The 24,818-nt window shown below is 64.7% G+C and carries 22 protein-coding genes and 5 tRNA genes; 11 read left to right on the top strand and 16 right to left on the bottom strand.

The window, feature by feature from the left end; all coding sequences use genetic code 11:
• Nucleotides 1–150 precede the first annotated feature (150 nt).
• The 3 genes from AC1DFU_RS14290 to acs all read right to left on the bottom strand — a co-directional run bounded on the left by AC1DFU_RS14290 (nucleotide 151) and on the right by acs (nucleotide 4,416).
• Nucleotides 151–241: transfer RNA gene (locus AC1DFU_RS14290), tRNA-Ser, on the bottom strand.
• A gap of 70 nt (nucleotides 242–311) precedes the next feature.
• A complete protein-coding gene (locus AC1DFU_RS14285; protein WP_092289950.1) occupies nucleotides 312–2,363 on the bottom strand; it encodes a VC_2705 family sodium/solute symporter in 2,052 nt (683 codons plus the stop codon).
• 70 nt (nucleotides 2,364–2,433) lie between these two features.
• A complete protein-coding gene (acs, locus tag AC1DFU_RS14280) occupies nucleotides 2,434–4,416 on the bottom strand; it encodes an acetate--CoA ligase (protein WP_092289952.1) in 1,983 nt (660 codons plus the stop codon).
• 294 nt (nucleotides 4,417–4,710) lie between these two features.
• On the opposite strand from acs, the gene AC1DFU_RS14275 reads away from it, so the two are divergent.
• The 3 genes from AC1DFU_RS14275 to murI all read left to right on the top strand — a co-directional run bounded on the left by AC1DFU_RS14275 (nucleotide 4,711) and on the right by murI (nucleotide 7,784).
• On the top strand, nucleotides 4,711–5,235 hold the full coding sequence (locus tag AC1DFU_RS14275) for a TIGR00645 family protein (protein WP_092289953.1): 525 nt from the start codon (nucleotides 4,711–4,713) through the stop codon (nucleotides 5,233–5,235).
• 141 nt (nucleotides 5,236–5,376) lie between these two features.
• Entirely contained in the window at nucleotides 5,377–6,900 is a 1,524-nt protein-coding gene (locus AC1DFU_RS14270) for a fumarate hydratase (protein WP_477159764.1), read from the top strand.
• A 74-nt stretch (nucleotides 6,901–6,974) separates the two neighbouring features.
• Nucleotides 6,975–7,784, top strand: a complete 810-nt coding sequence (gene murI / locus AC1DFU_RS14265) for a glutamate racemase (RefSeq protein ID WP_441590524.1) — start codon at nucleotides 6,975–6,977, stop codon at nucleotides 7,782–7,784.
• 20 nt (nucleotides 7,785–7,804) lie between these two features.
• Here the strand turns inward: murI and AC1DFU_RS14260 are convergent, their stop codons facing one another.
• Nucleotides 7,805–10,105 (bottom strand): AAA family ATPase, encoded by a 2,301-nt coding sequence (locus AC1DFU_RS14260; protein ID WP_441590525.1) that lies wholly within the window; start codon nucleotides 10,103–10,105, stop codon nucleotides 7,805–7,807.
• 458 nt (nucleotides 10,106–10,563) lie between these two features.
• Between AC1DFU_RS14260 and AC1DFU_RS14255 the strand changes: the two genes are divergently transcribed.
• From AC1DFU_RS14255 to AC1DFU_RS14240, 4 genes are all read left to right on the top strand, one after another.
• Complete coding sequence (locus AC1DFU_RS14255) at nucleotides 10,564–11,220, top strand: energy transducer TonB (protein WP_441590526.1); 657 nt, start codon at nucleotides 10,564–10,566, stop codon at nucleotides 11,218–11,220.
• A 49-nt stretch (nucleotides 11,221–11,269) separates the two neighbouring features.
• A complete protein-coding gene (locus AC1DFU_RS14250; RefSeq protein WP_092289963.1) occupies nucleotides 11,270–12,001 on the top strand; it encodes a MotA/TolQ/ExbB proton channel family protein in 732 nt (243 codons plus the stop codon).
• A gap of 30 nt (nucleotides 12,002–12,031) precedes the next feature.
• Nucleotides 12,032–12,445: an ExbD/TolR family protein gene (locus AC1DFU_RS14245; protein ID WP_092289964.1), complete on the top strand. Its 414-nt coding sequence runs from the start codon at nucleotides 12,032–12,034 to the stop codon at nucleotides 12,443–12,445.
• A 225-nt stretch (nucleotides 12,446–12,670) separates the two neighbouring features.
• A complete protein-coding gene (locus tag AC1DFU_RS14240; RefSeq protein ID WP_092289965.1) occupies nucleotides 12,671–12,997 on the top strand; it encodes a hemin uptake protein HemP in 327 nt (108 codons plus the stop codon).
• 201 nt (nucleotides 12,998–13,198) lie between these two features.
• Here AC1DFU_RS14240 and AC1DFU_RS14235 read toward each other — a convergent pair whose 3' ends face one another.
• From AC1DFU_RS14235 to AC1DFU_RS14225, 3 genes are all read right to left on the bottom strand, one after another.
• The gene (locus tag AC1DFU_RS14235; RefSeq protein WP_092289966.1) at nucleotides 13,199–13,606 is read right to left on the bottom strand and encodes a heme-binding protein; all 408 of its coding nucleotides are present in this window, start codon (nucleotides 13,604–13,606) and stop codon (nucleotides 13,199–13,201) included.
• Nucleotides 13,607–13,790: 184 nt separating this feature from the next.
• Nucleotides 13,791–14,021: a hypothetical protein gene (locus tag AC1DFU_RS14230; RefSeq protein WP_092289967.1), complete on the bottom strand. Its 231-nt coding sequence runs from the start codon at nucleotides 14,019–14,021 to the stop codon at nucleotides 13,791–13,793.
• 327 nt (nucleotides 14,022–14,348) lie between these two features.
• A complete protein-coding gene (locus tag AC1DFU_RS14225) occupies nucleotides 14,349–14,678 on the bottom strand; it encodes a hypothetical protein (RefSeq protein ID WP_092289968.1) in 330 nt (109 codons plus the stop codon).
• Between the two features lie 178 nt (nucleotides 14,679–14,856).
• On the opposite strand from AC1DFU_RS14225, the gene AC1DFU_RS14220 reads away from it, so the two are divergent.
• A tRNA-Leu gene (locus AC1DFU_RS14220) sits at nucleotides 14,857–14,943 on the top strand.
• Between the two features lie 48 nt (nucleotides 14,944–14,991).
• Here AC1DFU_RS14220 and AC1DFU_RS14215 read toward each other — a convergent pair.
• Entirely contained in the window at nucleotides 14,992–16,077 is a 1,086-nt protein-coding gene (locus AC1DFU_RS14215; protein ID WP_092289976.1) for a YeiH family protein, read from the bottom strand.
• A 97-nt stretch (nucleotides 16,078–16,174) separates the two neighbouring features.
• Here AC1DFU_RS14215 and AC1DFU_RS14210 point away from each other — a divergent pair, with 97 nt between their 5' ends.
• Entirely contained in the window at nucleotides 16,175–17,092 is a 918-nt protein-coding gene (locus AC1DFU_RS14210; RefSeq protein WP_092289977.1) for a LysR family transcriptional regulator, read from the top strand.
• Nucleotides 17,093–17,180: 88 nt separating this feature from the next.
• Here AC1DFU_RS14210 and AC1DFU_RS14205 read toward each other — a convergent pair.
• The 5 genes from AC1DFU_RS14205 to uvrC all read right to left on the bottom strand — a co-directional run bounded on the left by AC1DFU_RS14205 (nucleotide 17,181) and on the right by uvrC (nucleotide 20,502).
• Nucleotides 17,181–17,254 (bottom strand) — tRNA-Cys (locus AC1DFU_RS14205).
• Between the two features lie 68 nt (nucleotides 17,255–17,322).
• Nucleotides 17,323–17,398, bottom strand: a tRNA-Gly gene (locus AC1DFU_RS14200).
• A gap of 62 nt (nucleotides 17,399–17,460) precedes the next feature.
• A tRNA-Gly gene (locus AC1DFU_RS14195) sits at nucleotides 17,461–17,536 on the bottom strand.
• A gap of 188 nt (nucleotides 17,537–17,724) precedes the next feature.
• Entirely contained in the window at nucleotides 17,725–18,324 is a 600-nt protein-coding gene (gene pgsA / locus AC1DFU_RS14190; RefSeq protein ID WP_092289979.1) for a CDP-diacylglycerol--glycerol-3-phosphate 3-phosphatidyltransferase, read from the bottom strand.
• 132 nt (nucleotides 18,325–18,456) lie between these two features.
• Entirely contained in the window at nucleotides 18,457–20,502 is a 2,046-nt protein-coding gene (gene uvrC / locus AC1DFU_RS14185) for an excinuclease ABC subunit UvrC (RefSeq protein ID WP_441590527.1), read from the bottom strand.
• A gap of 108 nt (nucleotides 20,503–20,610) precedes the next feature.
• On the opposite strand from uvrC, the gene earP reads away from it, so the two are divergent.
• Both earP and efp read left to right on the top strand, forming a co-directional pair.
• Nucleotides 20,611–21,780, top strand: coding sequence for an elongation factor P maturation arginine rhamnosyltransferase EarP (earP, locus tag AC1DFU_RS14180; protein WP_441590528.1), 1,170 nt, complete (start codon nucleotides 20,611–20,613; stop codon nucleotides 21,778–21,780).
• Nucleotides 21,781–21,904: 124 nt separating this feature from the next.
• Entirely contained in the window at nucleotides 21,905–22,465 is a 561-nt protein-coding gene (gene efp / locus AC1DFU_RS14175) for an elongation factor P (RefSeq protein WP_092290000.1), read from the top strand.
• A 72-nt stretch (nucleotides 22,466–22,537) separates the two neighbouring features.
• Here the strand turns inward: efp and nagZ are convergent, their stop codons facing one another.
• Genes nagZ through pdxJ form a run of 3 tightly spaced genes read right to left on the bottom strand, consistent with a single transcriptional unit; the run spans nucleotide 22,538 to nucleotide 24,816 of the window.
• On the bottom strand, nucleotides 22,538–23,590 hold the full coding sequence (gene nagZ / locus AC1DFU_RS14170; RefSeq protein WP_092290005.1) for a beta-N-acetylhexosaminidase: 1,053 nt from the start codon (nucleotides 23,588–23,590) through the stop codon (nucleotides 22,538–22,540).
• A 30-nt stretch (nucleotides 23,591–23,620) separates the two neighbouring features.
• Nucleotides 23,621–24,037 carry a holo-ACP synthase gene (gene acpS / locus AC1DFU_RS14165; protein WP_092290011.1) on the bottom strand — a complete coding sequence of 139 codons (417 nt, stop codon included), beginning with the start codon at nucleotides 24,035–24,037 and terminating at the stop codon, nucleotides 23,621–23,623.
• Nucleotides 24,034–24,816, bottom strand: a complete 783-nt coding sequence (gene pdxJ, locus AC1DFU_RS14160) for a pyridoxine 5'-phosphate synthase (RefSeq protein WP_092290012.1) — start codon at nucleotides 24,814–24,816, stop codon at nucleotides 24,034–24,036. Before pdxJ ends, acpS begins: the two co-directional genes overlap by 4 nt.
• Nucleotides 24,817–24,818: the final 2 nt, after the last annotated feature.

Raw genomic sequence — 24,818 nt, 5'->3', positions numbered from 1 at the left:
TGCGCCGGCCATGTGCAGGCCGAAGCGAGGCGAACGAACGTTGGCGGAGACCTACCGGGTCTCTGGCTCTCGATTCTAACTGGGGGAAGGCTATTGCCGAGGGCGATGGCCGGGAAAATCGGCCACAAGCCCTGAAGTGACAAGAAAAACTGGCGGAGAGACGGGGATTCGAACCCCGGATAGGCTATTAACCTATACACGCTTTCCAGGCGTGCGACTTAAACCACTCATCCATCTCTCCGGGAAGTCGGCGATTATAGCAGAGCCGTTCGGGCTGTCCAGCCCCCTCGGGGATGTGGTTGTGACCTGCCCTACCCTTTTCGCAGGTAATTGACGAGCCGGTCGATGACCGGTGCGTTCCTCGGCGTGACCAGGCTCACGAGGATGGCCACGGCAAACCCGGCCGGCACGCCGAAGGCGCCGGAGGCGATCGGGTCCACGCCGAACCAGCGGTTGCCGAAGATTCCGGTCATCTTCGTGAAGAACGGGTAGTTGACGAAGATGTAGTACATCGCCACGCCCAGCCCGGTGGCCATGCCCGCCACCGCCCCGGCCGCCGTGGTTCGGCGCCAGAAGATGGCCAGGACCAGCACCGGGAAGAAGCTCGACGCCGCCAGCGAGAAGGCCGCCCCCACCAGGAACAGGATGTTGCCAGGCCGCAGCGAGGTCACGTAGGAGGCGAACAGCGCCACCGCCAGCAGCACGATCTTGGCGGTCGTCACGCGGCGCTGGTGGCTCGCCTGGCGGTCGATCATGTGGTAGTAGACGTCGTGCGACAGCGCGTTGGCAATCGTCAGTAACAACCCGTCCGCCGTGGACAGCGCCGCCGCCAGCGCGCCGGCCGCCACCAGCCCCGAGATCACGTACGGCAGCCCGGCGATCTCGGGCGCCGCCAGCACAATCATGTCCGGCTGGATCAGGATTTCCGCCCACTGGACGATGCCGTCGCCATTCACATCGCGGATGCCGAACACGGGCGGGTCGACCTTGCGCCATTGCACCACCCACTGCGGCAGCTCCGCGAACGGCGTGCCGACCAGGTGCTGGAAGAACTCGGCCTTGACCAGCGCCGCCAGCGTGGGTGCCGACACATAGAGCAGCGCGATGAAAAACACGGCCCAGGCCACCGAATTGCGCGTTTCCCGGACCGACGGCGTGGTGTACAGCCGCGTCAGGATGTGCGGCAGGCTGGCCGTGCCGAGCATCAGGCAGAACACCAGCAGGACGAAGTTGAGCCGCTTGGTCTTCCGCTCCGCCTCGGACGCCGCCGGGTAAGGCTCGGTCGATGGCGTGGCGGCATGGCTGCGCGCCAGCGCCTCCTCCCGCATCTGGCTCCACTGCTGCTGGGCGTCGGCGATATCCACGGGAAACGCCAGCCGCTCGCGCTCCACGCTCTTGATCTCGCGCAGCGGCGCGTTGCGCGTGCGCAGTTCCTGGAGCCGATCGTCCAGCACGCGCCGTTCTTCGTCGAATGACTGCGGCAGCCGCGCGATGCGCTCCTGCAGCATCACCGCCTGCTGGCGAAACAACTCCCGCACCTGCCGCTCCGCGGGATCGTGCTCAAGCCGCTTCTCGGCCTGTTCGATCTGGCCCAGCAGCGAGCCATAGCTGACCTGCGGCAGCGCCTCGCGATGATGCTTCCACGCAATCATCGACACGGTTAGCAAAAACGCCACAATCAGCATGATGTACTGCGCCACCTGGGTCCACGTGACCGCGCGCATGCCGCCCAGGAACGAGCAGACCAGGATGCCGGCAAGCCCGAAGAACACCCCCACGGCGAACTCCACGCCGATAAAGCGCGTGACGATCAGCCCCACGCCCTGGATCTGCGCCACCAGATAGACGAAGGAGCACAGCGAGGCCGCCAGCACCGCAATCGCCCGCACCGGCAGGTTGCCGCCGGGCTTTCCGTTGCCGTAGCGCGCCGCAAGGAAGTCCGGGATCGTATAGCCGCCATATTTGCGCAGATACGGCGCCAACAGGAACGCCACCAGGCAGTAGCCGCCGGTCCAGCCCATCACGTAGGCCAGCCCCTCGTAGCCGGAGGCGAACAGGATGCCGGCCAGGCCGATGAACGACGCCGCGCTCATCCAGTCCGCGGCGATGGCCATGCCGTTGAACAGCGCCGGCACCCGTCGCCCCGCCACGTAATACTCGTTGAGGTCCGAGGTGCGGCAGATCAGGCCGATGCAGGCGTAGATCGCAATTGTGACGAACAGGAAGACATAGCCGAGCCACAGCGCGTCGGCGTTGGAATGCTCGAGCAGCCCCATCATGCCGATGAAGCCGAACAGCCCGAGCGTGAACAGACCGTAGTAGAGCAACAGCCGGCGCCGGAAGCGCGACTGGGCATCAGCCATGGGCGAACTCAAGAAAATGCCGGCACGCGGCCGGCATCGGATGGGAGGAAACCCGCACGGGCGGGGGCGCTTATTGCGCTTGCTTCAGTTGATCGAGGATGGCCGGATTCTCGAGCGTGGACGTATCCTGCGTGATTTCCTCGTTCTTGGCCAGCGAGCGCAACAGCCGGCGCATGATCTTGCCCGAACGGGTCTTCGGCAGGTTATCGCCAAAGCGGATGTCCTTCGGCTTCGCAATCGGTCCAATTTCCTTGCCGACCCAGTTGCGCAGCTCCGTGGCGATCTTCACCGCCTCGTCGCCGGTCGGGCGCGTGCGCTTGAGCACGACGAAGGCGCAGATCGCCTCGCCGGTCATGTCATCCGGGCGACCGACCACGGCGGCCTCGGCCACCAGCGGGTTCGACACCAGCGCCGATTCGATCTCCATCGTGCCCATGCGGTGGCCCGACACGTTCAGCACGTCGTCGATCCGGCCCATGATCGTGAAGTAGCCAGTTTCCTTGTCGCGGATGGAGCCATCGCCAGCCAGATACAGCGTGCCGCCCAGTTCCTCGGGGAAATAGCTCTTCTTGAAGCGCTCCGGGTCGCCCCAGATCGTGCGGATCATCGACGGCCACGGACGCTTGACGACCAGGATGCCGCCACTGCCATTCGGCACGTCCTGCCCGGTTTCATCGACGATGGCCGCCATGATGCCCGGCAGCGGCAGCGTGCACGAGCCCGGCACCAGCGGCGTGGCGCCCGGCAGCGGCGTGATCATGTGGCCGCCGGTCTCGGTCTGCCAGAAGGTGTCGACCACCGGGCAACGCTCGCCGCCGATGTTCTTGTAGTACCACATCCACGCTTCCGGGTTGATCGGCTCGCCCACCGTGCCCAGCAGGCGCAGGCTGGAGAGATCGTACTGCTTCGGATGGATCTTCTCGTCGGCCTCGGCGGCCTTGATCAGCGAACGGATGGCCGTCGGCGCGGTGTAGAAGATGCTGACCTTGTGGCGCTGGATCATGTCCCAGAAGCGGCCGGCGTTCGGGAACGTGGGCACGCCCTCGAACACCACCTGCGTGGCGCCGGCCGCCAGCGGGCCGTAGGCAATATAGGTGTGGCCAGTGACCCAGCCGATGTCGGCGGTACACCAGAACAGGTCGTCCGGCTTGATGTCGAAGGTCCAGCGCATCGTCATCAGCGACCAGAGCAGGTAGCCGCCCGTGCTGTGCTGCACGCCCTTCGGCTTGCCCGTCGATCCGGAGGTGTAGAGCACGAACAACGGATGCTCGGCATCCACCGGCTCGGCGGCGCAGGCGTCGGGCTGGCCGGCGGAGACGTCTTCCATCCAGCGGTCGCGGCCTTCGGTCCAGGCCACCTTGCCGCCGGTGCGGCGATAGACCACTACGTGCTTGACGGCCTCGCAGCCGCCCAGCGCCAGGGCTTCGTCGGCGATGGCCTTGAGCGGCAGCGCCTTGCCGCCGCGCATCTGTTCGTCGGCGGTGATCAGTGCCACGGCGCCCACATCAACCAGCCGCTCCTGCAGCGATTTGGCCGAAAATCCGCCGAACACCACCGAATGGGTGGCGCCGATGCGGGCGCAGGCCTGCATGGCGACCACGCCTTCCACGGACATCGGCATGTAGATGACCACGCGGTCGCCCTTCTTGACGCCGAGCGCCTTGAGACCATTCGCAAAACGGCTGACCTTGGCCAGCAGTTCCTTGTAGCTGACGCGGCTCACGGTGCCGTCATCCGCCTCGAAGACGATGGCGATTTTCTCGCCAAGTCCCTGCTCGATATTGCGTTCCAGGCAGTTGTACGAGGCATTGAGCTGGCCGTCCTCGAACCACTTGTAGAACGGCGCGTTGCTTTCGTCGAGCACCTTGGTGAACGGCTTGTCCCAGTGCAGCAGCTCGCGGGCGTGGCGCGCCCAGAACCCCTCGTAGTCGCGCTCGGCTTCGTCGCACAGGGCCTGATAGGCCGCCATGCTGGGAATAGCCGCCGTCTTGGCGAACGACTCAGGGGGTGGGAAAACGCGATGCTCCTGCATCACCGATTCGATGGCCGACATGGCTTGTCTCCTGTTTGGCTTAGGACTGCTTGCTTTTGGCTGGAAGGTACGCCCGGCGGCTTACTTAAACCTGACGGAGTCGCCATGCGCGACGGCGCATGCAGTGCTGCGATGCAGCAAATCAGATCGGAGGGAGGCGGGGGCGCAACCTGGCCACAAGTGCAGCCGGCTCTACTAGGCTAGCACCGGCACGTGCCGCAGCGCAAACCTGTCATCTGGACGATGGGACGCACAAGGTACAATCAGACCTGCCTTTGATTGTCTGATGACATTTACTTCACGTTTGCGCACCCCATGTCATACACCCCGCTCCGCCCCATCCCCCGCATCATCTTCGCCTCCCGCTGGCTCCAGCTGCCGCTCTACCTCGGCCTGATCGTCGCGCAGGGCGTCTACGTCTATCACTTCCTGGTCGAAGTCTGGCACCTGCTGTCCCATGTCACCACGTTCGACGAGACCAAGATCATGCTGGTGGTACTCGGCCTGATCGACGTGGTGATGATTTCCAACCTGCTGATCATGGTGATCGTGGGCGGCTACGAGACCTTTGTCTCGCGCCTGGGCATCGACAATCACCCCGACGAGCCCGAGTGGCTTGACCACGTCAATGCCGGCGTGCTGAAGGTGAAGCTGTCGATGGCGCTGATCGGCATTTCGTCGATCCACCTGCTGAAGACCTTCATCGACGCCGAACAACGCTCTCACCACACCATCATGTGGCAGGTGATCATCCACGTGGCCTTCCTGGCTTCGGCACTGGCCATGGCATGGGTGGACCGCATGGTGTCCCAACCGCACGTGCCGCAGCAGGCGCACTAACGCTCCCCCTCGCACCAGATGGCGTATTCGCCACTTTCGGTGCCGCTTTCCGGGTGTCGACGGCTGTATGCATTCCCGCAGCCGGCGCCGCCACGGTGTATCATCCCGGGCTGTGTTTCACCGCTGCCCTCCCCCACAAAAATGACCGTCATCAAGCAAGAAGACCTCATCCAGAGCGTCGCCGACTCGCTGCAGTACATCAGCTATTACCACCCGATGGACTACATCACCAGCCTGGGCCGTGCCTATGAGTTGGAGCAGAGTCCGGCCGCCAAGGACGCGATTGCGCAGATCCTGACCAACAGCCGCATGTGCGCCGAAGGCAAGCGTCCGCTGTGCCAGGACACCGGCATCGTCACGATCTTCGTCAAGGTGGGGATGGACGTGCGCTGGGATCGCGCCACGATGGGCCTGTCGGACATGATCAACGAAGGCGTGCGTCGCGGTTACACGCACCCGGACAACGTGCTGCGCGCGTCGATCGTGAGCCCGCCCGAAGGCGCCCGCAAGAACACCAAGGACAACACGCCGGCCGTGATCCACTACGAGGTGGTGCCGGGCAACACCGTGGACATCCAGGTCGCGGCCAAGGGCGGCGGCTCCGAGAACAAGTCGAAGTTCGTGATGCTGAACCCGTCCGATTCCATCGTCGACTGGGTCCTGAAGACCGTGCCGACCATGGGCGCCGGCTGGTGCCCGCCCGGCATGCTGGGCATCGGCATCGGCGGCACGGCCGAGAAGGCCATGCTGATGGCCAAGGAATCGCTGATGGAGTCCATCGATATCCAGGACATCATCGCCCGCGGCCCGCAGGACTGGGTCGAGGAAATGCGCGTGGAACTGTACGAAAAGGTCAACGCGCTCGGCATTGGCGCGCAGGGCCTGGGCGGCCTGGCCACCGTGCTCGACGTCAAGATCATGGCTACCCCGACCCACGCGGCTTCCAAGCCCGTGGCGATGATCCCGAACTGCGCGGCCACGCGCCACGTGCACTTCACGCTGGACGGCAGCGGCCCGGCCAAGCTGGAAGCCCCGGACCTGTCGGCCTGGCCGCAGGTGGAATGGGCGCCGAACACCGAGACGTCGAAGAGTGTGGACCTGAACACGCTGACGCCCGAGGAAGTCGCTTCGTGGAAGCCCGGCCAGACGCTACTGCTGAACGGCAAGATGCTGACCGGCCGCGACGCCGCGCACAAGCGCATCGCCGACATGCTGGCCAAGGGCGAATCGCTGCCGATCGACTTCACCAACCGCGTGATCTACTACGTCGGCCCGGTCGATCCGGTGCGTGACGAGGTGGTCGGCCCGGCCGGCCCCACCACGGCGACCCGCATGGACAAGTTCACCGAGACCATGCTGGCCCAGACCGGCCTGATCGCGATGATCGGCAAGGCCGAGCGCGGCCCGGTGGCGATCGAATCGATCCAGAAGCACAAGTCGGCCTACCTGATGGCCGTGGGTGGCGCGGCCTACCTGGTGTCGAAGGCGATTCGCGGCGCCAAGGTGCTGGCCTTCGAAGATCTCGGCATGGAAGCCATCTACGAGTTCGACGTCAAGGACATGCCCGTGACGGTGGCCGTGGACAGCTCGGGTACGTCGGTGCACAAGACCGGCCCCGCCGAGTGGCAAGCCAAGATCGGCAAGATTCCGGTCGCTGCGGCATAACCGGCCAGGGCCCTGCGGCCCTGCCGGCGTTCCCCCTCTATATATAGAAGGGGAACGCCACTCTCCTCCCTTCCGTGAATCCCTCTCCCATCGGCGTTTTCGATTCCGGCCTCGGCGGCCTCTCGGTGCTGCGCGAAATCCGCGCGCTGCTGCCGCATGAGTCCCTGCTCTACGTGGCCGACTCGCGCTACGCGCCGTATGGCGAAAAACCCGAACGCTTCGTCGAGGCGCGCACGCTGCAAGTCTGCGAATGGCTGGTGGCACAGGGCTGCAAGGCGCTCGTCATTGCCTGCAATACGGCCACGATGCATGCCGTTCAAACCCTGCGCGAGACATTGCCGCTGCCGATCATCGGCGTCGAACCCGGCCTGAAGCCGGCCGCGGCGGCCAGCCGCAGCAAGGTGGTGGGCGTGCTCGCCACGGCCAACACGCTGCGCAGCGCCAAGTTCAATCGATTGCTGACGTCGCTGGAAGGCGAAAGCCGTTATCTGTGCGCGGCCGGTCTCGACCTCGTCGCCCGTATCGAACAGGGCGATGTCTCTGGCCCTGCGGTGCGCGCGCGGCTCGAAGGCCTGCTGACCCCGATGCTGGACGCCGGCGCCGACACGCTCGTACTCGGCTGCACCCACTATCCGTTTCTCTCCGACACCATCCGCGCGATGGTCGGCAATCGTCTCGCCCTAGTGGACACCGGCAGTGCCATCGCCCGGCAACTTGCGCGCAAGCTCGTTGAACACGACCTCGCCGCCGCACCCGATGCGGTGCCGCAAGACCGCTATGCGTCCACACGCGACGCCGCGCACCTGCGTGCGATGGCGGCGACGCTGCTGAACGTGGATACCCTCGCAGAAACCGTAGTCATCGAGCCAGCGCCGCCGCTCTGATCCCGGCGACGCCTTGCCGGCTATTGGATGAACCCCAGCGGCTTGTGATGCCGCACCTCGGGCTTGATCGCGTGTTCCTGTCGTAATTGCGCCAGAAACTCGTCCGGGGTCAGCGCTTCGCCGAGCACCACCGACTGCCGCTTGACCGTGGCGAAGTCGCCCGGCGTCAGGCAATCCATCGAATCGAGTTCGCGCTGGATCGTCTCGGTCATGCGCGCGGGATCGCCTTCGAGCGCCTCATCCACGAACATCGTCACGCGTTGCTGCGGCTTGAGCGACAGGAAGCGGATCTTGAACGAGAACCGCCGCAGCGCCGCTTCGTCAATCCGGTCGAACAGATTGGTCGTACAGAGGAAGATGCCATTGAAGCGCTCCATGCCCTGGAGCATTTCGTTGACTTCCGACACCTCGTAGTTGCGCACCGCCTGCTGCCGGCTCTGCATGAAACTGTCGGCCTCGTCGAGCAACAGCACCGCACCGTCCTCTTCTGCACGCGCGAACATCGCCGCGATCTGCTGCTCCGTCTCACCGACGTACTTGCTCATCAGGTCAGAAGCGCGGCGGATCATCAGCGGCAGGTCCAGTTCCGCCGCGATGTGCTCGGCCAGCGCCGTCTTGCCAGTGCCCGGCGGCCCATAGAAACACAGCGTGCCGCGCTGGCGCGCGCCGAGCGCCTGGACGATCTTTTCCACCGCGTAGCGCGATTCGATATTGAGGTTGTCGAGCCGGTAGCGCGTCACCACGGGCCGCGCCTCGGCCTCGGGGCGCAGCCCCATCGCGCGGTCGGCGTGTTCGAGCTGGCGCAGGATCAGCGCCTCCACGGGTTCATCGACGTCGCTGCGCGCCAGTTCCACGAACCGCGCCGCCGATTGCACCTGCGCCGGCGTCAGCGTCTTGCGCGCGGCCAGCGTGGCGATGAACGCGTCGCTGACATCGAGTCCGCCCAGATGCTTGCGGATGATGTTCTCGCGCACCAGAGGTGGCGGAATCTTTAATTCCAGATGGAACTGGAAGCGCCGCAGGTACGCGGGATCGATCTGGCGGATCGAATTCGAGATCCAGATCACCGGCACCGGATTCTGCTCCAGCGTCTGGTTGACCCACGCCTTGCCGTTGACCGAGCCGCGCGTGTCCTCCTGCCCGAACAGGCTCATCAGCTCGCGCGCACTGCCTGGGAATACGTCTTCCACCTCATCGAACAACAAGGCCGTACGCGGCCGGCCGCGCAGGAAGGCCTGCGACACCTGCAGGGAGCGATAGCGGTCCTTGCCTGAGAGCGAGTTGCCGTCGCGGTCGAAGCAATCCACCTCGTAGAGTTCGCAGTCCGCCTCGCGCGCCAGCAGCCGCGCGAACTCGGTCTTGCCGGTGCCCGGCGGGCCGTAGATCAGCACGTTCACCCCTGCGGCGTTCTGGCGCGTGGCGTTGCCCAGCAGCGCGGACAGGTAGCGCGCGTCGGTCTCCACATGCGGATAGTCGCTCGTGCCCAGCGTCGGCGGCGCAGCGGGCCGCGTGAACACGGCCATCATCTCCGCGTCGCTGGCGTAGTTGCCGAGCAGCACGTGCAGCAGACGATCGGACAGGCGCATCAGGTCGCCGAGGTCCGTGACGCTGTTCTCGGGCAGCGGCTGCTCGATCAGGTTCAGCGTCTCGAGCCGCGAGCCGGGACGTAGTGAAACAGCGATATCGGCGGGGCTGGCGCCGGTCAGGCCGGCCAGGATCTGGAACGCCTCCTGACTGTGCGCGACCTTGCAATCGACCATCACCGCACGCAGGTCGCGCTTGTACTTGGCCAGCGCGGCATACAGCAGCAGCTTGCGTTCATGCTCGGGCAGGTTCAGCACATGGCTGAGCATGTCGATGTTGCGCACCAGCAGCACCCGCTCGCCGTGGAGGCGCGAGGCAATCGCGGCAGCCGACGCATCGAACACGGCGAACATGTCCTTGGCATGGTGCTTCACGTACTCATCGAGATAGTAAAACAGCGCACTTTCGTCGAAGGCGCTATTCCATTGGCCATGCCGCTCGAGGAACTCTTCTGGGGTCAGCCGCGAGGCGCCCTTCCACGCGGGCATGTCCGCGCAGCGCGCGGACAGGAAGCGCTGGACGCGCAGCACCACGCCATAGGGCCAGACCATTTCCTGGGCGCTGACCGTCAGCACGTCGTTGATATTGCTGCGCAGATTGAAGCGCGGCCCCAGCGCGCAGACCACGCGCAGCGCGAACTGGGCGCACATCCAGTCAAGGGCCGAGGTCCCCGCCACGCCGGGCGCGGCACGCAGGAGCGTCGGGCGGTCGTCTTCAGCAAAACGGGTGAAGTCCATGGCCATTCCCTTCGCTTGGGCTGGCGGGCGTCCGGACCGCGGGGGCGCCACCAGTACCAGGCTGCCGATGTTTGTCACGCTGTTATCACGCTGCTTTCTTCCATCCTAGCGCGGTTTGCCGCCGATGGGGCATTGCAGACACCCACCGACGCGCGGGCGCCCACGCACCCACCTCACGCAATCGGATATCGTAATTCGACGATTGCATTGCACAATGCGCAACAAATAAGAATCATTATCGTTTATACTGTGCCGCTACGCTGCCCAAGAGTGGCGCTCCCCAGCAACCCCGTTTCACGGTTTTCTCCGGTTCACGTGGCTGTACATCAGGAGCGTTATCATGGAATTGCTATTGAGCCTGCTGGTCGGATGTGGCATCTCGCTGATCCTGTTCTATCGCAAGTGAGCGAGTACAGACGCGCGCCGCCTGCCCATTTCGAATACCTGTCGTATCTCTCATGTTCGATCAACGTTTCCTCAAGATCACTGTTGCTGTCCTGTTGTTCCACGTCGGGCTGCTTTACCTGATCCAGAGCGGCCTGGCGCGCAAACTGACCGAAGCGGTCATCGCGCCCGAGATCATCGCCCGTATCATCCCGATGGAGCCGCCCAAGCAGCCTCCGGCGCCGGAGCCGCCCAAGCCGCAACCGCAGACGCCCCCGAAGCAGGTGAAGGTGGTAACACCGCGCCCGACCCCGCCGAAGCCGCAGCCGACCCCGGAACCCGTAGCCTCGCTGCCGCCCTCGCCGACGGCCATCGAAGCCCCGCCGCCCCCCCCTGCCCCGCCGGCGCCTGCCGAACCGCCTTCGCCGCCCGTATCGGCCAATGCCGCGCCGCGCGCTGTCGGCATCGGCGAGATCGCCTGTTCGCCGCCGCAAGTGGCCTATCCGTCGCAATCGCGCCGAATGGGTGAAACCGGCAAGGCTGTTGTTCGTCTGACGACCGATGAGTCTGGCCGCGTGGTCAAGACCGCGGTGGTCACGTCGAGCGGCTCGAGCCGACTGGACCAGGCTGCAGTGGATGCCGTGCAGCGCATGCGTTGCAAGCCCTATTTGGACAATGGCCGCGCCGTGGCCGTGACCGCCCAGCAGCCGATCAACTTCGAGCTGAACTGATTTCCCGGAATTTTCCGATCTTTCCCAAACACTGACACCAGGAACCACCATGCAGGACCTCGGACTCTCCCACCTCTGGTCGCAAGGCGACTTCGTCATGCGAGCGACCGCCATCATTCTGCTCATCATGTCGCTGTTGTCGTGGATCGTGATTCTCACCAAGGCGTGGGATCTGGTTCGCCTCAAGAAGATGGCAAATGGCGCGGAAAAGCGCTTCTGGCACTCGGATGACTTCGACCACGCGCTGGAAACACTCGGCGCGAGCGATGCCAATCCGTTCCGCACGCTGGCCATGACCGGCAAGGAAGCGGCGCAGCACCACCGCGCCAGCCAGCCGCAACTGCACGACCAGCTCGACATCTCCGACTGGCTGACCCGCTCGCTGAAGAGCTCGATCGACGAGGCGGTGTCGCGCATGCAGTCGGGCCTGGCGGTGCTGGCCTCGGTGGGCTCCACCGCGCCGTTCGTCGGCCTGTTCGGCACGGTGTGGGGCATCTACCACGCGCTGATCGGCATTGGCGCCTCGGGCGTGCCGACCATCGACAAGGTGGCCGGCCCCGTGGGCGAAGCCCTGATCATGACCGCCTTCGGCCTGGCCGTGGCGATCCCGGCGGTGCTCGGCTACAACGCACTGAGCCGTGGCAACAAGGGCGTCATCAACAAGCTGAACCGCTTTGCGCACGACCTGCACGCCTACTTCGTGACCGGCGCCCGCGTGCGCCCGGGCTCCTCCGCCCGCACGGCCGACGACGGCTCGGTGCGGCTGGCTGTCAAGAACTAAGCGCGACACTCGCGCCAGAAGGAACGCATCATGGCATTCGGCACGCTCGACGGTGACGATGACGAGGTGATGAGCGAGATCAACATGACGCCGCTGGTCGACGTCATGCTGGTGCTGCTGATCATCTTCATCATCACGATTCCCGTCATCAACCACGCGGTGAAGATTGATCTGCCGCGCGCGACGAACCAACCGAACGACACCAAGCCGCAGAACATCAACGTCTCGGTCGACGCGCAGGGCAAGGTGTTCTGGAACCAGCAGGAAGTTGACGAGGCTGCGCTGGAACAACGCATCGCGGAAGCCGCGCAACAGGAGCCGCAACCCGAGTTGCACCTGCGCGCGGACCGCGAGGTCCGCTACGAGCGCGTGGCTGAAGTCATGGCCGCCGCGCAGCACGGCGGGCTCGGCAAGATCGGCTTCATCACGGAACCGAAGCACTGATCTCCCCCGCCTCGAACATGAAGGGCACCCCTCACCGGGTGCCCTTTTTGTTGGCGCCCGGCAGCGAGCCAGGTTGCGATTTCCTGTCGATCCGTGACGGCCTTGGCACAGGTGTAACGGTTAGTGAAGATCACTTGTAATGATAACAATTCTCATTTATGATCCTCTTCATCGTAACCAACACGCATCGCTTCCCCTACGTGAAGCGCTTCCACGGAGAAGACCATGAGCACAATCAGCCTGCCGATGTCGCAACCGCGTGAAGTCACGCGCCGCCGCCTGTCCCTGCGCCGCGTCGAGGTTGCCTCGCAGGCGCGCCGCGAACCGTCGACGGCATCGTCGGCTATCGAGACCGTGAAGTCGGCGGTAGCCGGCCTGCCCGCCCGCCTGGAAGCGCTGATGCGCGCCGATGCACCGGCCGAAGGCAACACCGCGCAAGCCGTGCCGCTGGACGCCATCATGCGCGGCGCCACGACGCTGCCGATCCTGCATAACGGCGACGTGTACACGCTGCGCGTGACGCGCTACGGCAAGCTGATCCTGACCAAATAATCGACAGTCTTTTGTGGGGACCACCCCTTCGCGGGGTGTTGGGCAGTAGCCAGACGATCGGAACACGCTGACAGGGAAGATTTCCAAACCCCTTGCCTGTCAGGCCGATGCCAGCCATGCCGCCTTTTTATACCGCCCCGCAGGCGTTGCGCCTGCGGGGCTTTTGCATTGGCGGGCTCGCAATGCGATCCCGCCGTGCAATCAGACGCCGAGCGCAGCGATACCAGCGCGTGCGATCTGCGCGTCTTCGGTAGACTTCACGCCGGACACGCCTACGGCGCCCACGACCTGGCTGTTCACGACGATGGGCACGCCACCTTCGAGCATGCCCTGCAGGTGCGGAGCGGTCATGAACGAGTAGCGGCCGTTGTTGATCATGTCTTCGTAGATCTTCGACTCACGACGGCCCATCGCAGCCGTGCGGGCCTTTTCCGTGGCGATGTAGGCCGAGATCGGGGCCACGCCGTCCAGGCGCAGCGAGCCGAGCGGGTGGCCACCGTCGTCGACGACCACAATCGTGACAGCCCAGTTGTTGGCCTTGGCTTCGACCTCGGCAGCCGCCAGCAACTTCTTCACGTCATCGGCCGTCAGTACGGTTTTTTGCTGCATACCTCTCTCCAGTCTGTTCATCAGTGTGAGGCCGCAGTATATCGCGCCGTCCGGGGCAACAATGGTGACATGACCAGTACAAGGACTTTTGACTTGACGGTTATCCCGCAGCCCTTGTCGAGCGGCCGCCAAAGAAAAAGCCCGCAGGCGGCGGGCTTTTCTGGATCCGGTTGAGACGAGCCGGTCAGGCGCCGTCGCTGAAGGAACTGCGGGGATCGGTCACGCGTGCGCCGTCGGTGTAGACATCGCGCTTATCGTTGGCGCGGGCACCATCGGTATAGGCATCGCGTTGATCGGTCACGCGCTGGCCACCGCTGTAGACGTCGAACTTGGCCGGTGCGGCAAAGGCCGATACCGACAGCACGGAAAGCGCGCCGAGGGCGGCGACGGCAGCGATGCGTTGCTTGATCTTCATGAGAATCCCCTTATTGATGTTAGTCGCGGGCGTCGCGCCATCAGGCGGATGCTTGTGGGAGCGGCGTCACCCAAGGAGTTTAGGGGGAAACCCTGAGGCCGAAGTCCAGCCGCATTGAGCGGACGCATCAAATTCTTTGAGCAATAAAAATCGTCGGGAACTCCCAGGCGCAATCTTCCACCATCGATTGTCAGAAAACGCCGGCGAGCCGCCAAGAGAGCGTCACGCAGAAATAGAAAAAGCCCCACGAAGGGGCTTTTTCCGACGATGGCCTTTCAACGACCTTACTGAACGATTACACCACTGCGTCCGGACGAGATTCGCGTCTTAGTCGCGCCAGCGGCCATGGCCCCGACCGTGGCCGTGACCATGGTAATGGTCGCCGCGATATCCCGGCGGGCCGTAGTAGTAGCGCGGACCCGGGTAATAGCGGGGACCGTAGTAGACCGGCGCCGGACGCACCACGACAGGCGGCGGGCCATAATAAACCGGAGCCGGCGGCGCGTAGTACACCGGCGGCGGCGGCGCATAGTAGGCGGGACCACCCACCACCACACCCGGAACGCCAATTGCCACGTCCACGTTCACGCGTGCCATTGCAGCGCCAGACGCCAGCGCGGCGGCTACACCGAATGCTGCGAACAACCAACGTTTCATGATCGTGCCTCTTTGAGTTAGGTCAAGCTGATAACTCGTATTGTAGGGGTTCGCGATTTTCGAGGTGAAACGGCGGGTTCTACATTGTTACCGGCGGTAACAGCAACGTCACATGGCGAAGTGGCGCGTGTTGGCTTGCGTCCTGCGGACGAAGCCACCACAATACCGGGCTTGCCGTGCGGCCGTGGAGAAATTGGTAGACTCAGCAGACTTAAAATCTGCCGCTCTTACGGGCTTACGGGTTCGAGTCCCGTCGGCCGCACCAGCGCGCTCCATATCGCTTCCCATCGCGCTACACCGCGCAGCGCAGCGCTCAGACGAGCCACGCGCACAGCAGCGCGCCGACCACCATCAGGAAGACAAACAGCACCGCGGCGAGCGCCAGCGGCTTGCGTCCTGCACGTAGCAGATCACCGATTCGGGTATGGAGTCCGATGGCCAGCATCGCGCAGGCCAGCAGCCAGTTGTCCAGGGCGACCAGGCCAGGCTTCCACTCGCCCGGCACCATGCCGGCAGAGTTCACCGCCATCACCGCGACGAAACCGAGCGCGAACCACGGCACGGACTTCAGCAGCGCGCGCCAGTTGCGACGGCCGTTGCCGCCCGCGTCGCCACCGCTTGCACGCGGCCACAGCGCCATGATCAACAGCAACGGACCCAGCGCCAGCACGCGGACCATCTTGGCCACCACGGCGGCGTCAGCGGTGGCATCGCTCACCATCTTGCCGGAGGCGATCACCTGCGCCACCTCATGCAGCGTGGCACCCGTAAAAATGCCAAACGCGCGTTCCGTCACGGGGAGATGCCAGTGTTGCGTCGCCAGCTCGTAGAGCCACGGATAGAGCAGCATGCCGACCGTGCCGAACAGCACCACGGTGGCCACGGCCACCGCCGTCTGCTTGTCATCGGTACGCACCACGGACGAGACCGCGATGGCCGCCGCCGCGCCGCATACCGCGCTGCCCGCGCTCACCAGGATGGCCTCGCGCCGGCTCAGGCCGAAAAACGCCGATCCCACCCACGTACCGAAGAGCAGCGTGGCCACCAGCATCACGAGCGGCACCACGACGCCGCCCAGGCCCAATGCCGCGATCGCCCCGAACGTGAGGCGCAGGCCATACAGCGCCACGCCAAGCCGCAGCAGATGATGGCGCGCGAACTGCATCCCCGGTGCCAGGGGCGTCAGCCAGTGCTTCGGCATCGTATTGGCCGCGACCATGCCGGCGCACATCGCCAGCGTCAACGCGGACAGCCCGTATTGGGACACGGCGGGATGATCGGCCAGCACCAGCGCCAAGCCCGCAATGGCACCCAGCGGCAGCAAAGTGACGAGACGGATACGCCACAGGTTGAAACCGGTGGGGGCGAGCGTGAGCGGGGTGGCAGGGGTCGTGGACATAGCAGTTCTTCTAGGGATTGCCTGAAGGGTACGCATGCCGCCTTGACCAGTAAAACGGGTAATATCGTTATGACTTACCGTTATTATCGATAAAGCCATGGAGCAACGCCCGCTTCGCCTTACCTTGCGCCAGTTGCAGGTCTTCGTGGCCGTGGCCCAGCACGGCAGCACCACGGCCGCGGCCGAGTCGCTCGCGATGTCCCAGTCGGCCGTCAGCGCGTCGCTGGCCGAACTGGAACGTGCGCTGAACGGCCCCTTGTTCGACCGCGTAGCGCGCCGCCTGAGCATCAACGAAACCGGGCGCCAATTCTTTCCGCGCGCGCTGTCCCTGCTCGACCAGGCGCACGAACTCGAGCGATTTGCCTCGGAAGGCGGCGTGCAGCTGCGCATCGCGGCCAGTAACACCATCGGCAGCTACATCCTCCCTGCCCTGCTGGCGGGGTTCCGCAATGCGCAGACCGGGCCGTGCGAACTGGACATGCGCATCGGCAATACGCAGGACGTGCTGCACGCCCTCCTCAAGTTCGAGGCCGATATCGGCCTGATCGAAGGGACCAGCCATGAGCGGGACTTACGCAGCATGCACTGGTGCGATGACGAGATGGTGGTGATCGTGGGGCCGGCGCATCCGCTGGCGATGGTGGCCGAGCAGCCCGAGTTGCTGCACGACATGCTGCGCGAGGCCGACTGGATCGTGCGCGAGCCGGGCTCCGGCACGCGCGAGATCATCGAATCGCGCCTCGTGCCCGCCCTGGGCGCGCTGCGCTTTGCGCTGGAGCTAGGCAACACCGAAGCCATCAAGCGCGCCGTCATGAGCGGATTTGGCGTCAGTTGCCTGTCACTGCATGTCGTCGGCGATGAAATCGCGCGCGGTGAGTTAGTACCGCTGCGCGCCGGCCTGCCGCGCGTGATCCGGCCGCTGCAACTGGTCGTGCATCAGGACAAATTCCCGACTCAGGGGCTGCTCGCCTTTACCGAATACCTGCGCGGCGCGGCACCCGTGCTGTGTGCCTGAGCTGCGATACCGGCGTTAGAACAACTGAACGGCTAGAACGCAAAACGGCGCCACAATGGGCGCCGTAGGCTTGAAACGTCGGTAAAACTGGAGGCGGAGGTCGGAATCGAACCGGCGTACACGGCTTTGCAGGCCGCTGCATAACCACTCTGCCACCCCGCCAGGTGACGATGCAGGATTGTACGACAATCCTGTCAAACAAAAAGGGAAGCCACGCTTCCCTTTGGGATTGGAGCGGGAGACGAGTCTCGAACTCGCGACCTCAACCTTGGCAAGGTTGCGCTCTACCAACTGAGCTACTCCCGCGTACAAACTTTCTACTACTTCACTACCAGCCCGACGATAACGCTGTCGAACTTTACTAAACCTGGAGCGGGAGACGAGTCTCGAACTCGCGACCTCAACCTTGGCAAGGTTGCGCTCTACCAACTGAGCTACTCCCGCAGGGCCCTGCATCTTACAGAAAAGCAGACTATCGCGCAACTTCTTTTAAACACGCAGCTTTGTGCTGGTATTTCGCGCTAAGTACCGCTTATCTTGCTGCTTTCGTCTTTCGTCGTCAGCAGCGAGAACGAGATTATTGCAAAGAGGGGGCCGGGGCGTCAAGGACTTTTTCGCGCAACGCTTCACTTTTACTTCTGCGCGCCCGCACTACCCGTGACATTGCTGCGCTCGCGGATCTGCGGCCACGCCAGCTTCATGTAATAGAACATCGACCACAGCGTGAGCACCGCCGCCAGATAGATCATCCAGCCGCCGAGCAACGAGGCATCGATGCCGAACAGCGAGTCGTTGAACAGCAGCAACGGAATCGCAATCATCTGCACCGTGGTCTTCAGCTTGCCGAGGAAATTCACGGCGACGCTCTTGGACGCGCCGATCTGCGCCATCCATTCACGCAGCGCGGAAATCGTGATTTCACGTCCGATGATGACCAGCGCGATCAGGTCCGCCACGCGGCCCAGCGCCAGCAGGGACAGCAGCGCCGCGGTCACCATGAGCTTGTCGGCCACCGGGTCCAGGAACGCGCCGAACGACGAGGTCTGGTTCCAGCGTCGCGCCAGGAAGCCATCCAGCCAGTCCGTCGCCGCGGCGATGACGAAGAACGCGGCCGCGGTCACGTTCTTGGTATGCATCGGCAACCAGGTTTCAGGCAGGTAATAGACCCCGACCACGAGAGGGATCATGGCCACGCGAAGCCAGGTCAGCAGGATGGGAATATTCAGGGGCATGGGCGGAGCGTTGGAAAAGGAACGGGCCGATCCGGCGATGGTCTGGAAGGCGAATGCCGCGATTGTCGCCGATTTCCAGCCGAACCCGCCAGTTTCGGGCTGAAATGGCTGGCAACCGGCCGGGCGGGCCGGTCAATGCAACTGGCGGTAGATCTCCTCGGCCAGGGTGCGCGAGATGCCTTCCACGCTGGCAAGTTCGTCGATGCTGGCAGCCATGACGCCGCGCAGGCCGCCGAAACGCGTCAGCAGCTTTTGCCGCCGGCGCGCGCCCACACCCTCGATTTCCTCCAGCCGCGACGTGTTGCGCGCCTTGGCGCGCCGCGCCCGCATGCCGGTGATGGCAAAGCGGTGGGCCTCGTCGCGGATCTGGGCGACGAGCATCAGCGCTGCGCTGCCCTGCCCCAGTTCCAGCGACGGGCGGCCATCGGCGAAGACCAGTGTCTCCAGCCCCACCTTGCGGCCTTCGCCCTTCGCCACGCCGACCAGCAGGCCGATGTCGAGCCCAAGCTCCTCGAACACCTGGCGCGCCACCTCGACCTGCCCCTTGCCGCCGTCGATCAGCACTACGCGCGGCATGCGCGGCACGCCGTCCGGGGCGCCTTCTCCGCCCAACTCGCCGCCATCTTCCTGGATCTGCTCCACCAGCTTCTGGTACCGGCGCGTGAGCACCTGACGCATGGCCGCATAGTCGTCGCCGGGCGTGATGTCCTGGATGTTGTAGCGCCGATATTCGCTGTTCTGCATCTCATGGTGGTGGAACACCACGCAGGATGCCTGGGTGGCCTCACCCGCCGTGTGGCTGATGTCGAAGCACTCAATGCGGAGCATCGTCAGGTCTTCCATATCCAGGGCGATGGTCTCGGCAAGCGCACGCGTGCGCGCCTCCTGGCTGCCCTGCTCCGCCAGCCGGCGCGCCAACGCCAGCGCCGCGCCTTGCGTCGCCATCTCGAGCCAGATCTTGCGCTGGCCCTGCGGCTGCCGCACCAGCGCGATCTTGCGGCCTGCCTGCATCGACAGGGCCTCCACCAGCGCGGCATCGGCTGGCAGATGGCTCACCACGATGATCGGCGGCGGCGCCTGATCGAGATAGTGCTGGACCATGAAGGCCGACAGCACGCGGGCCGCGATGCGGTCCACGGACAGCGGCCCGGCTTCCGGCACCACCTGCTCGCCTTCGCCCTCCCCGGCATCGTCGCTATCTTCGACGATCATCGCCGCTTCGTCGGCATGCGCGGGGAAATAGGCTTTGTCGCCAAGATGGCGGCCCCCGCGCACCATCGCCAGATTCACGCACGCACGCCCACCCTGCACGGCCACGGACAGAATGTCGATGTCGCGCGCCTGCCCCACCTCCTCCACCGCCTGCCGCTTGAGCACCGTGGAGAGCGCGGCGATCTGGTCGCGCACAGCGGCGGCCTGCTCGAAGCGCAGTTGCACCGCGTGCTCTTCCATCTTGACCTGGAGGCCGTCGAGCACCTCGGTCTCGCGGCCCTGGAGGAAGCGCGCGGCGTTATGCACGTCGCGCGCGTAATCTTCTTCGCTGATCGCCTTCACGCACGGCGCCGTGCAGCGATGAATCTGATGCAGCAGGCAAGGCCGGGTGCGGTTGTTGAACACCGTGTCCTCGCAGGTGCGCAGCTGGAACACCTTCTGCAGGATCTGCATGCTTTCGCGCACCGCGTAGGCACTCGGGAACGGGCCGAAGTACTGGTGCTTGCGGTCCGTCGCCCCCCGGTAGTAGGCCATGCGCGGGAACTTGTGGCCGGTCAGCTTGAGGAATGGATAAGACTTGTCGTCGCGGAACAGGATGTTGTAGCGCGGGGCGAGTGCCTTGATGAGATTGTTCTCAAGCAGCAGCGCCTCGGCCTCGGTCCGGACCACCGTGGTATCGATGCGAGCGATCTTCCCCACCATCATCGCGATGCGCGGCGACAGCTGGGTCTTGTTGAAGTAGCTCGAGACACGCTTTTTCAGGTCGCGCGCCTTACCCACGTAGAGCACGTTGCCGTCGGCGTCGAAATAGCGGTACACGCCCGGCAGGCCGGGCAGCCGCGCCAGGATCTGCCGGGGGTCGAATGCCGGGATGTCGGCGGGGGCCTCGGCCGGGAGATCCACGCGGACCTCGGCGGGTGCATCGTTCGAAGCGTCGTTCGGGGAAACCGGTTCCTGCTCGGGCATCGGGGGACAAGAAAGTTTGGGCGGCAAGGCGCGCTGGGGCTGGCCTCGCTCTAGAATCGCAAGTTTAGAGCAAATCTTCCGCGTGCCCTCGCGGAACGGGACGCCGCCATGCCCATTCAATCCTGCGACATCTTCTGCACGGTCGTCGATAACTTCGGCGATATCGGCGTTTGCTGGCGCCTGGCGCGCCAACTCTCACAGGAGCACGGCCACGCGGTGCGGCTCTGGGTGGATGACCTGGGCAGCTTCGCGCGGCTGGCGCCGGAGATCGACCCGGCGCGCGCCTGCCAGCACCTGGGCGGTGTGGAGGTGCGTCGCTGGGATGCCTCTCCCGGTGCCCCGTTCGAGCCGCTACCGCCGCACGACCTCGTCATCGAGGCGTTCGCCTGCCACCTGCCCGAGCCCTTCCTGGCCGCGATGGCCGCCGCGCCGCGCCCGCCGGTATGGATCAACCTGGAATACCTGAGCGCCGAGGCATGGGTCAGCGAGCACCATGCGCTGTCCTCGCCCCATCCGAAGCTGCCGCTCGTGAAGTACTTCTTCTTCCCCGGCTTTGCGCACGGCACGGGCGGGCTGCTGCGGGAGTCAATGCTGGGCGCGCAGCGCGATGCCTTCCTATCCAGCCGCGCCGCGCAATCGACACTCTGGTACCGGCTCGGCACGCAACCCCTGCCAGATGCGTTGCGCGTAAGCCTGTTCGCCTATACGAATCCCGCCCTACCCGCCTTGCTGGCCCAATGGCGCGACGGCGCCACGCCCGTGCAGTGCCTGGTGCCGCAAGGCCCGGCAGCGCAGCAGGCGGCCGCGTGGTTCGGCGCCCCGGCGGAGCAGGTGGCCCCCGGCACCTCGCTGACGCAAGGCAACCTGACCCTCCAGGTGATTCCGTTCGTGAGGCAGGAAAACTACGACGAACTGCTCTGGGCCTGCGACGTGAACTTCGTGCGTGGCGAGGATTCCTGCGTGCGCGCGCACTGGGCCGCGCGGCCCATGGTCTGGCACATCTACCCGCAGGACGACGTGGCGCACCATGTGAAGCTCGATGCGTGGCTCGAGCGATTCAGCCGGTGCGGCGTTTCGTCGGAGGCTGCCCAGGCCATGACCGCCTTTTGCCATGCCTGGAACGGCCATGGCGCCACCCCGCACGCGCCCGACTGGGCGCAGTTCCACGCACAATTGCCTGCTCTCGCTACGGCCATGGACCGCTGGCAGCGGCAATTGCAGCACTTGGGCGACCTCGCGGCAAATCTGGTGGTCTTTTGCGAAAATCGGGTAAAATAACGGGTTGATTTTGATGATGGCGAGCCAAAAAGAGCAACTGCCGGCCGCGCGCCTTCGCCATACCGCATATCGCGAATCGGGGTCATGAGCGCCCCGGATTACTTTTTTCAGGAAGATAGTTCAGATGAAGATCGCACAAGAACTCCGCGTCGGCAACGTGTTCATGATCGGTTCCGACCCGATGGTCGTGCAGAAGGCCGAGTACAACAAGTCGGGCCGTAACGCCGCCGTCGTCAAGATGAAGTACAAGAACCTGCTGACGGACGCCCCGGGCGAGTCGGTGTTCAAGGCTGACGACAAGTTCGAAGTGGTGATGCTGGATCGCCGCGAATGCACCTACTCGTACTTCGCCGACCCGATGTACGTGTTCATGGACACGGACTACAACCAGTTCGAAGTCGAGCAGGACAGCATGGGCGACGCGCTGAACTACCTCGAAGACGGCATGAACGTGGAAGTGGTGTTCTACAACGAGAAGGCCATCTCGGTGGACATGCCGACCACGCTGGTCCGCGAGATCATCTACACGGAACCGGCCGTCAAGGGCGACACGTCGTCGGGCAAGGTGCTCAAGGGCGCCAAGATCAACACCGGGTTCGAGCTGCAAGTGCCGCTGTTCTGCAACATCGGTGACAAGATCGAAATCGACACGCGTACCGGCGAATACCGCAGCCGCGCCAACTAAGGCGTCGCCGCGAGACAGCAAAAAGGGCAGCTTCGGCTGCCCTTTTTGTTTTTGCCCGCCGACGTCGACGTGTCAGGCGATCAGGTCATGCTCGCGCAGCAGGCGCAGTGCGGCACGATAGTCGGCATCCTGTTGCAGTTTGTTCCAGTCCAGCGGACGCTTGCGACCGAACAGCTTGCGGATGCGGCGTTGCGACACCTTGTCGCCCTTCAGATCGTCCAGTTCCTTCAGCAACTGGTCGGCGCGCTCCGGATGGTTGCAGATCAGCACCATGTCGCAGCCCGCATCGAGCGCGGCTCGCGCGCCCTGGGTCACCGTGCCGGCCACGCTGGCGCCTTCCATGCTCAGGTCGTCGCTGAAGATCACGCCCTCGAAGCCGAGTCGCGTACGCAGTACATCCTGAAGCCAGAACGGCGAGAAGCCGGCCGGGTTCGGGTCGACCTTCGGATAGATCACGTGCGCGGGCATCACGGACGCCAGCGCATTGCCCATCCAGTCATACGGACGCGCGTCGAGGGCCAGAATCTCTTCGACGTCACGCTCGTCGACCGGCACGGCCACGTGCGAATCAGCCTCGACGAAGCCATGACCCGGGAAATGCTTGCCGCAGTTGCTCATGCCAGCCAGCAGCAGGCCGTGCGTGAGATGGTTGGCCAGCATCGTCACCACGCGTGGATCGGCGTGGAACGCGCGGTCGCCGATCACGGCGCTGCGGCCATGGTCGAGATCGAGCACCGGCGTGAAGCTCAGGTCGATGTCGCACGCGCGCAGTTCGGCGGCCAGCACGTAGCCGCACGCGATGGCGACCTTGGTGGCCGTCATCACATCGCGATCCCACAATTCGCCGAGTTTTGCCATCGCCGGCAGGTGCGTGAAGCCATCGGTCTTGGCGCGCTGCACGCGGCCGCCTTCATGATCGATGCAGATCAGCACGTCCTCGCGCACCGCGCGAATCGCCCGCGTCAACGCGGTCAACTGGGCGCGCGACTCGAAATTCCGTGCGAACAGGATCACGCCGCCCGTCAGCGGATGGGCGATGCGACGCATGTCCTCGGCGTCGAGCTGCTTGCCAACCACGTCGAGCACCACCGGGCCCGGATGCTTGCCGGAAACTTTCTTGATCATAGGAATATCTTGAGTTCAGGCTGCGTAGGTTCAGGATGCGGTGTCGGCCGGCTGGCCGCCCCGCTCCGCGATGGCGAACGCCACCGCGTACTCGTGTTCGTCACTGACACTGACCCGGATGGTCAGCCCGCGTTCCTGCACCCAGTCGGCCAGCTCACCGGTGCATTGCGGCGTGGGCTCGCCCGACGGCAGGTTCAGCAGTTCCATGGCGCGCCACGTCATCGGCCAGCGCATCCCCAGGCCGATGGCCTTCGAGAACGCCTCCTTGGCCGCGAAGCGCGTGGCCAGGAAGGCCAGCCCGCGCTTCTCCGAGCGCGCCTTGCGCGCGTGATAGACCTTCAGCTCACGCGGGCCGAGCACCTTCTCCGCGAAACGGCCGCGCGTGCGCTCCATCACGCCCTGCACGCGATCGATCTGGATAATGTCGGTGCCGATGCCGTAGATCACGCCGCCTGTCCCGGCACGGGATAGCGGGTGCCCAGGCGCGCGGCCACCATGATGGCCTTCATCTCGCGCACCGCGTTCTGCCAACCGACGAACACCGCATGCGCAACGATCGCATGGCCGATGTTCAGCTCCTTGATGCCGGGCAGTGCCGCGATCTGTTGCACATTGGTGTAATGCAGGCCGTGGCCGGCATTGACGACGAGGCCCTGGCGGATGCCTGCGTCCACGCCTTCGGACACACGACGAAATTCCGCCGCCTGCTCCTCGGGCGTATGGGCGTCGGCGTAACGGCCCGTGTGGATCTCGATGACCGGCGCCTTGCACGCGGCAGCGGCCGCGATCTGGTCCGGATCAGGATCGATAAACAGCGAGACGCGGATGCCCGCATCCGCCAGTTGCCGGCAGGCAGCGCTGACCTGCTCGAAATGGCCGGCGACGTCGAGACCGCCTTCGGTAGTCACTTCCTCGCGCTTCTCAGGTACGAGGCAGACGTCCTGCGGACGGATTTCGCAGGCGATATCGAGCATTTCGCGTGTGATTGCGCATTCCAGATTCATCCGGGTGGCGAGCTTCGGGCGCAGTGCGCGCACGTCCGCGTCGCGGATATGGCGGCGATCCTCGCGCAGGTGCAGCGTAATCACGTCTGCGCCGGCGATTTCCGCCTGGAGGGCGGCCTCGATCGGGTCAGGGTAGGCGGTGCCGCGCGCATTCCGCAGCGTGGCCACGTGGTCGATGTTGACGCCAAGGTCGATGACGCCGGGATTCGCGTGAAAAATCATGG

Source organism: Cupriavidus sp. 10L45, from assembly GCF_056395225.1.
The sequence above is the reverse complement of the archived record's forward strand: the minus strand, read 5'-3'. Positions and strand labels throughout refer to the sequence as shown.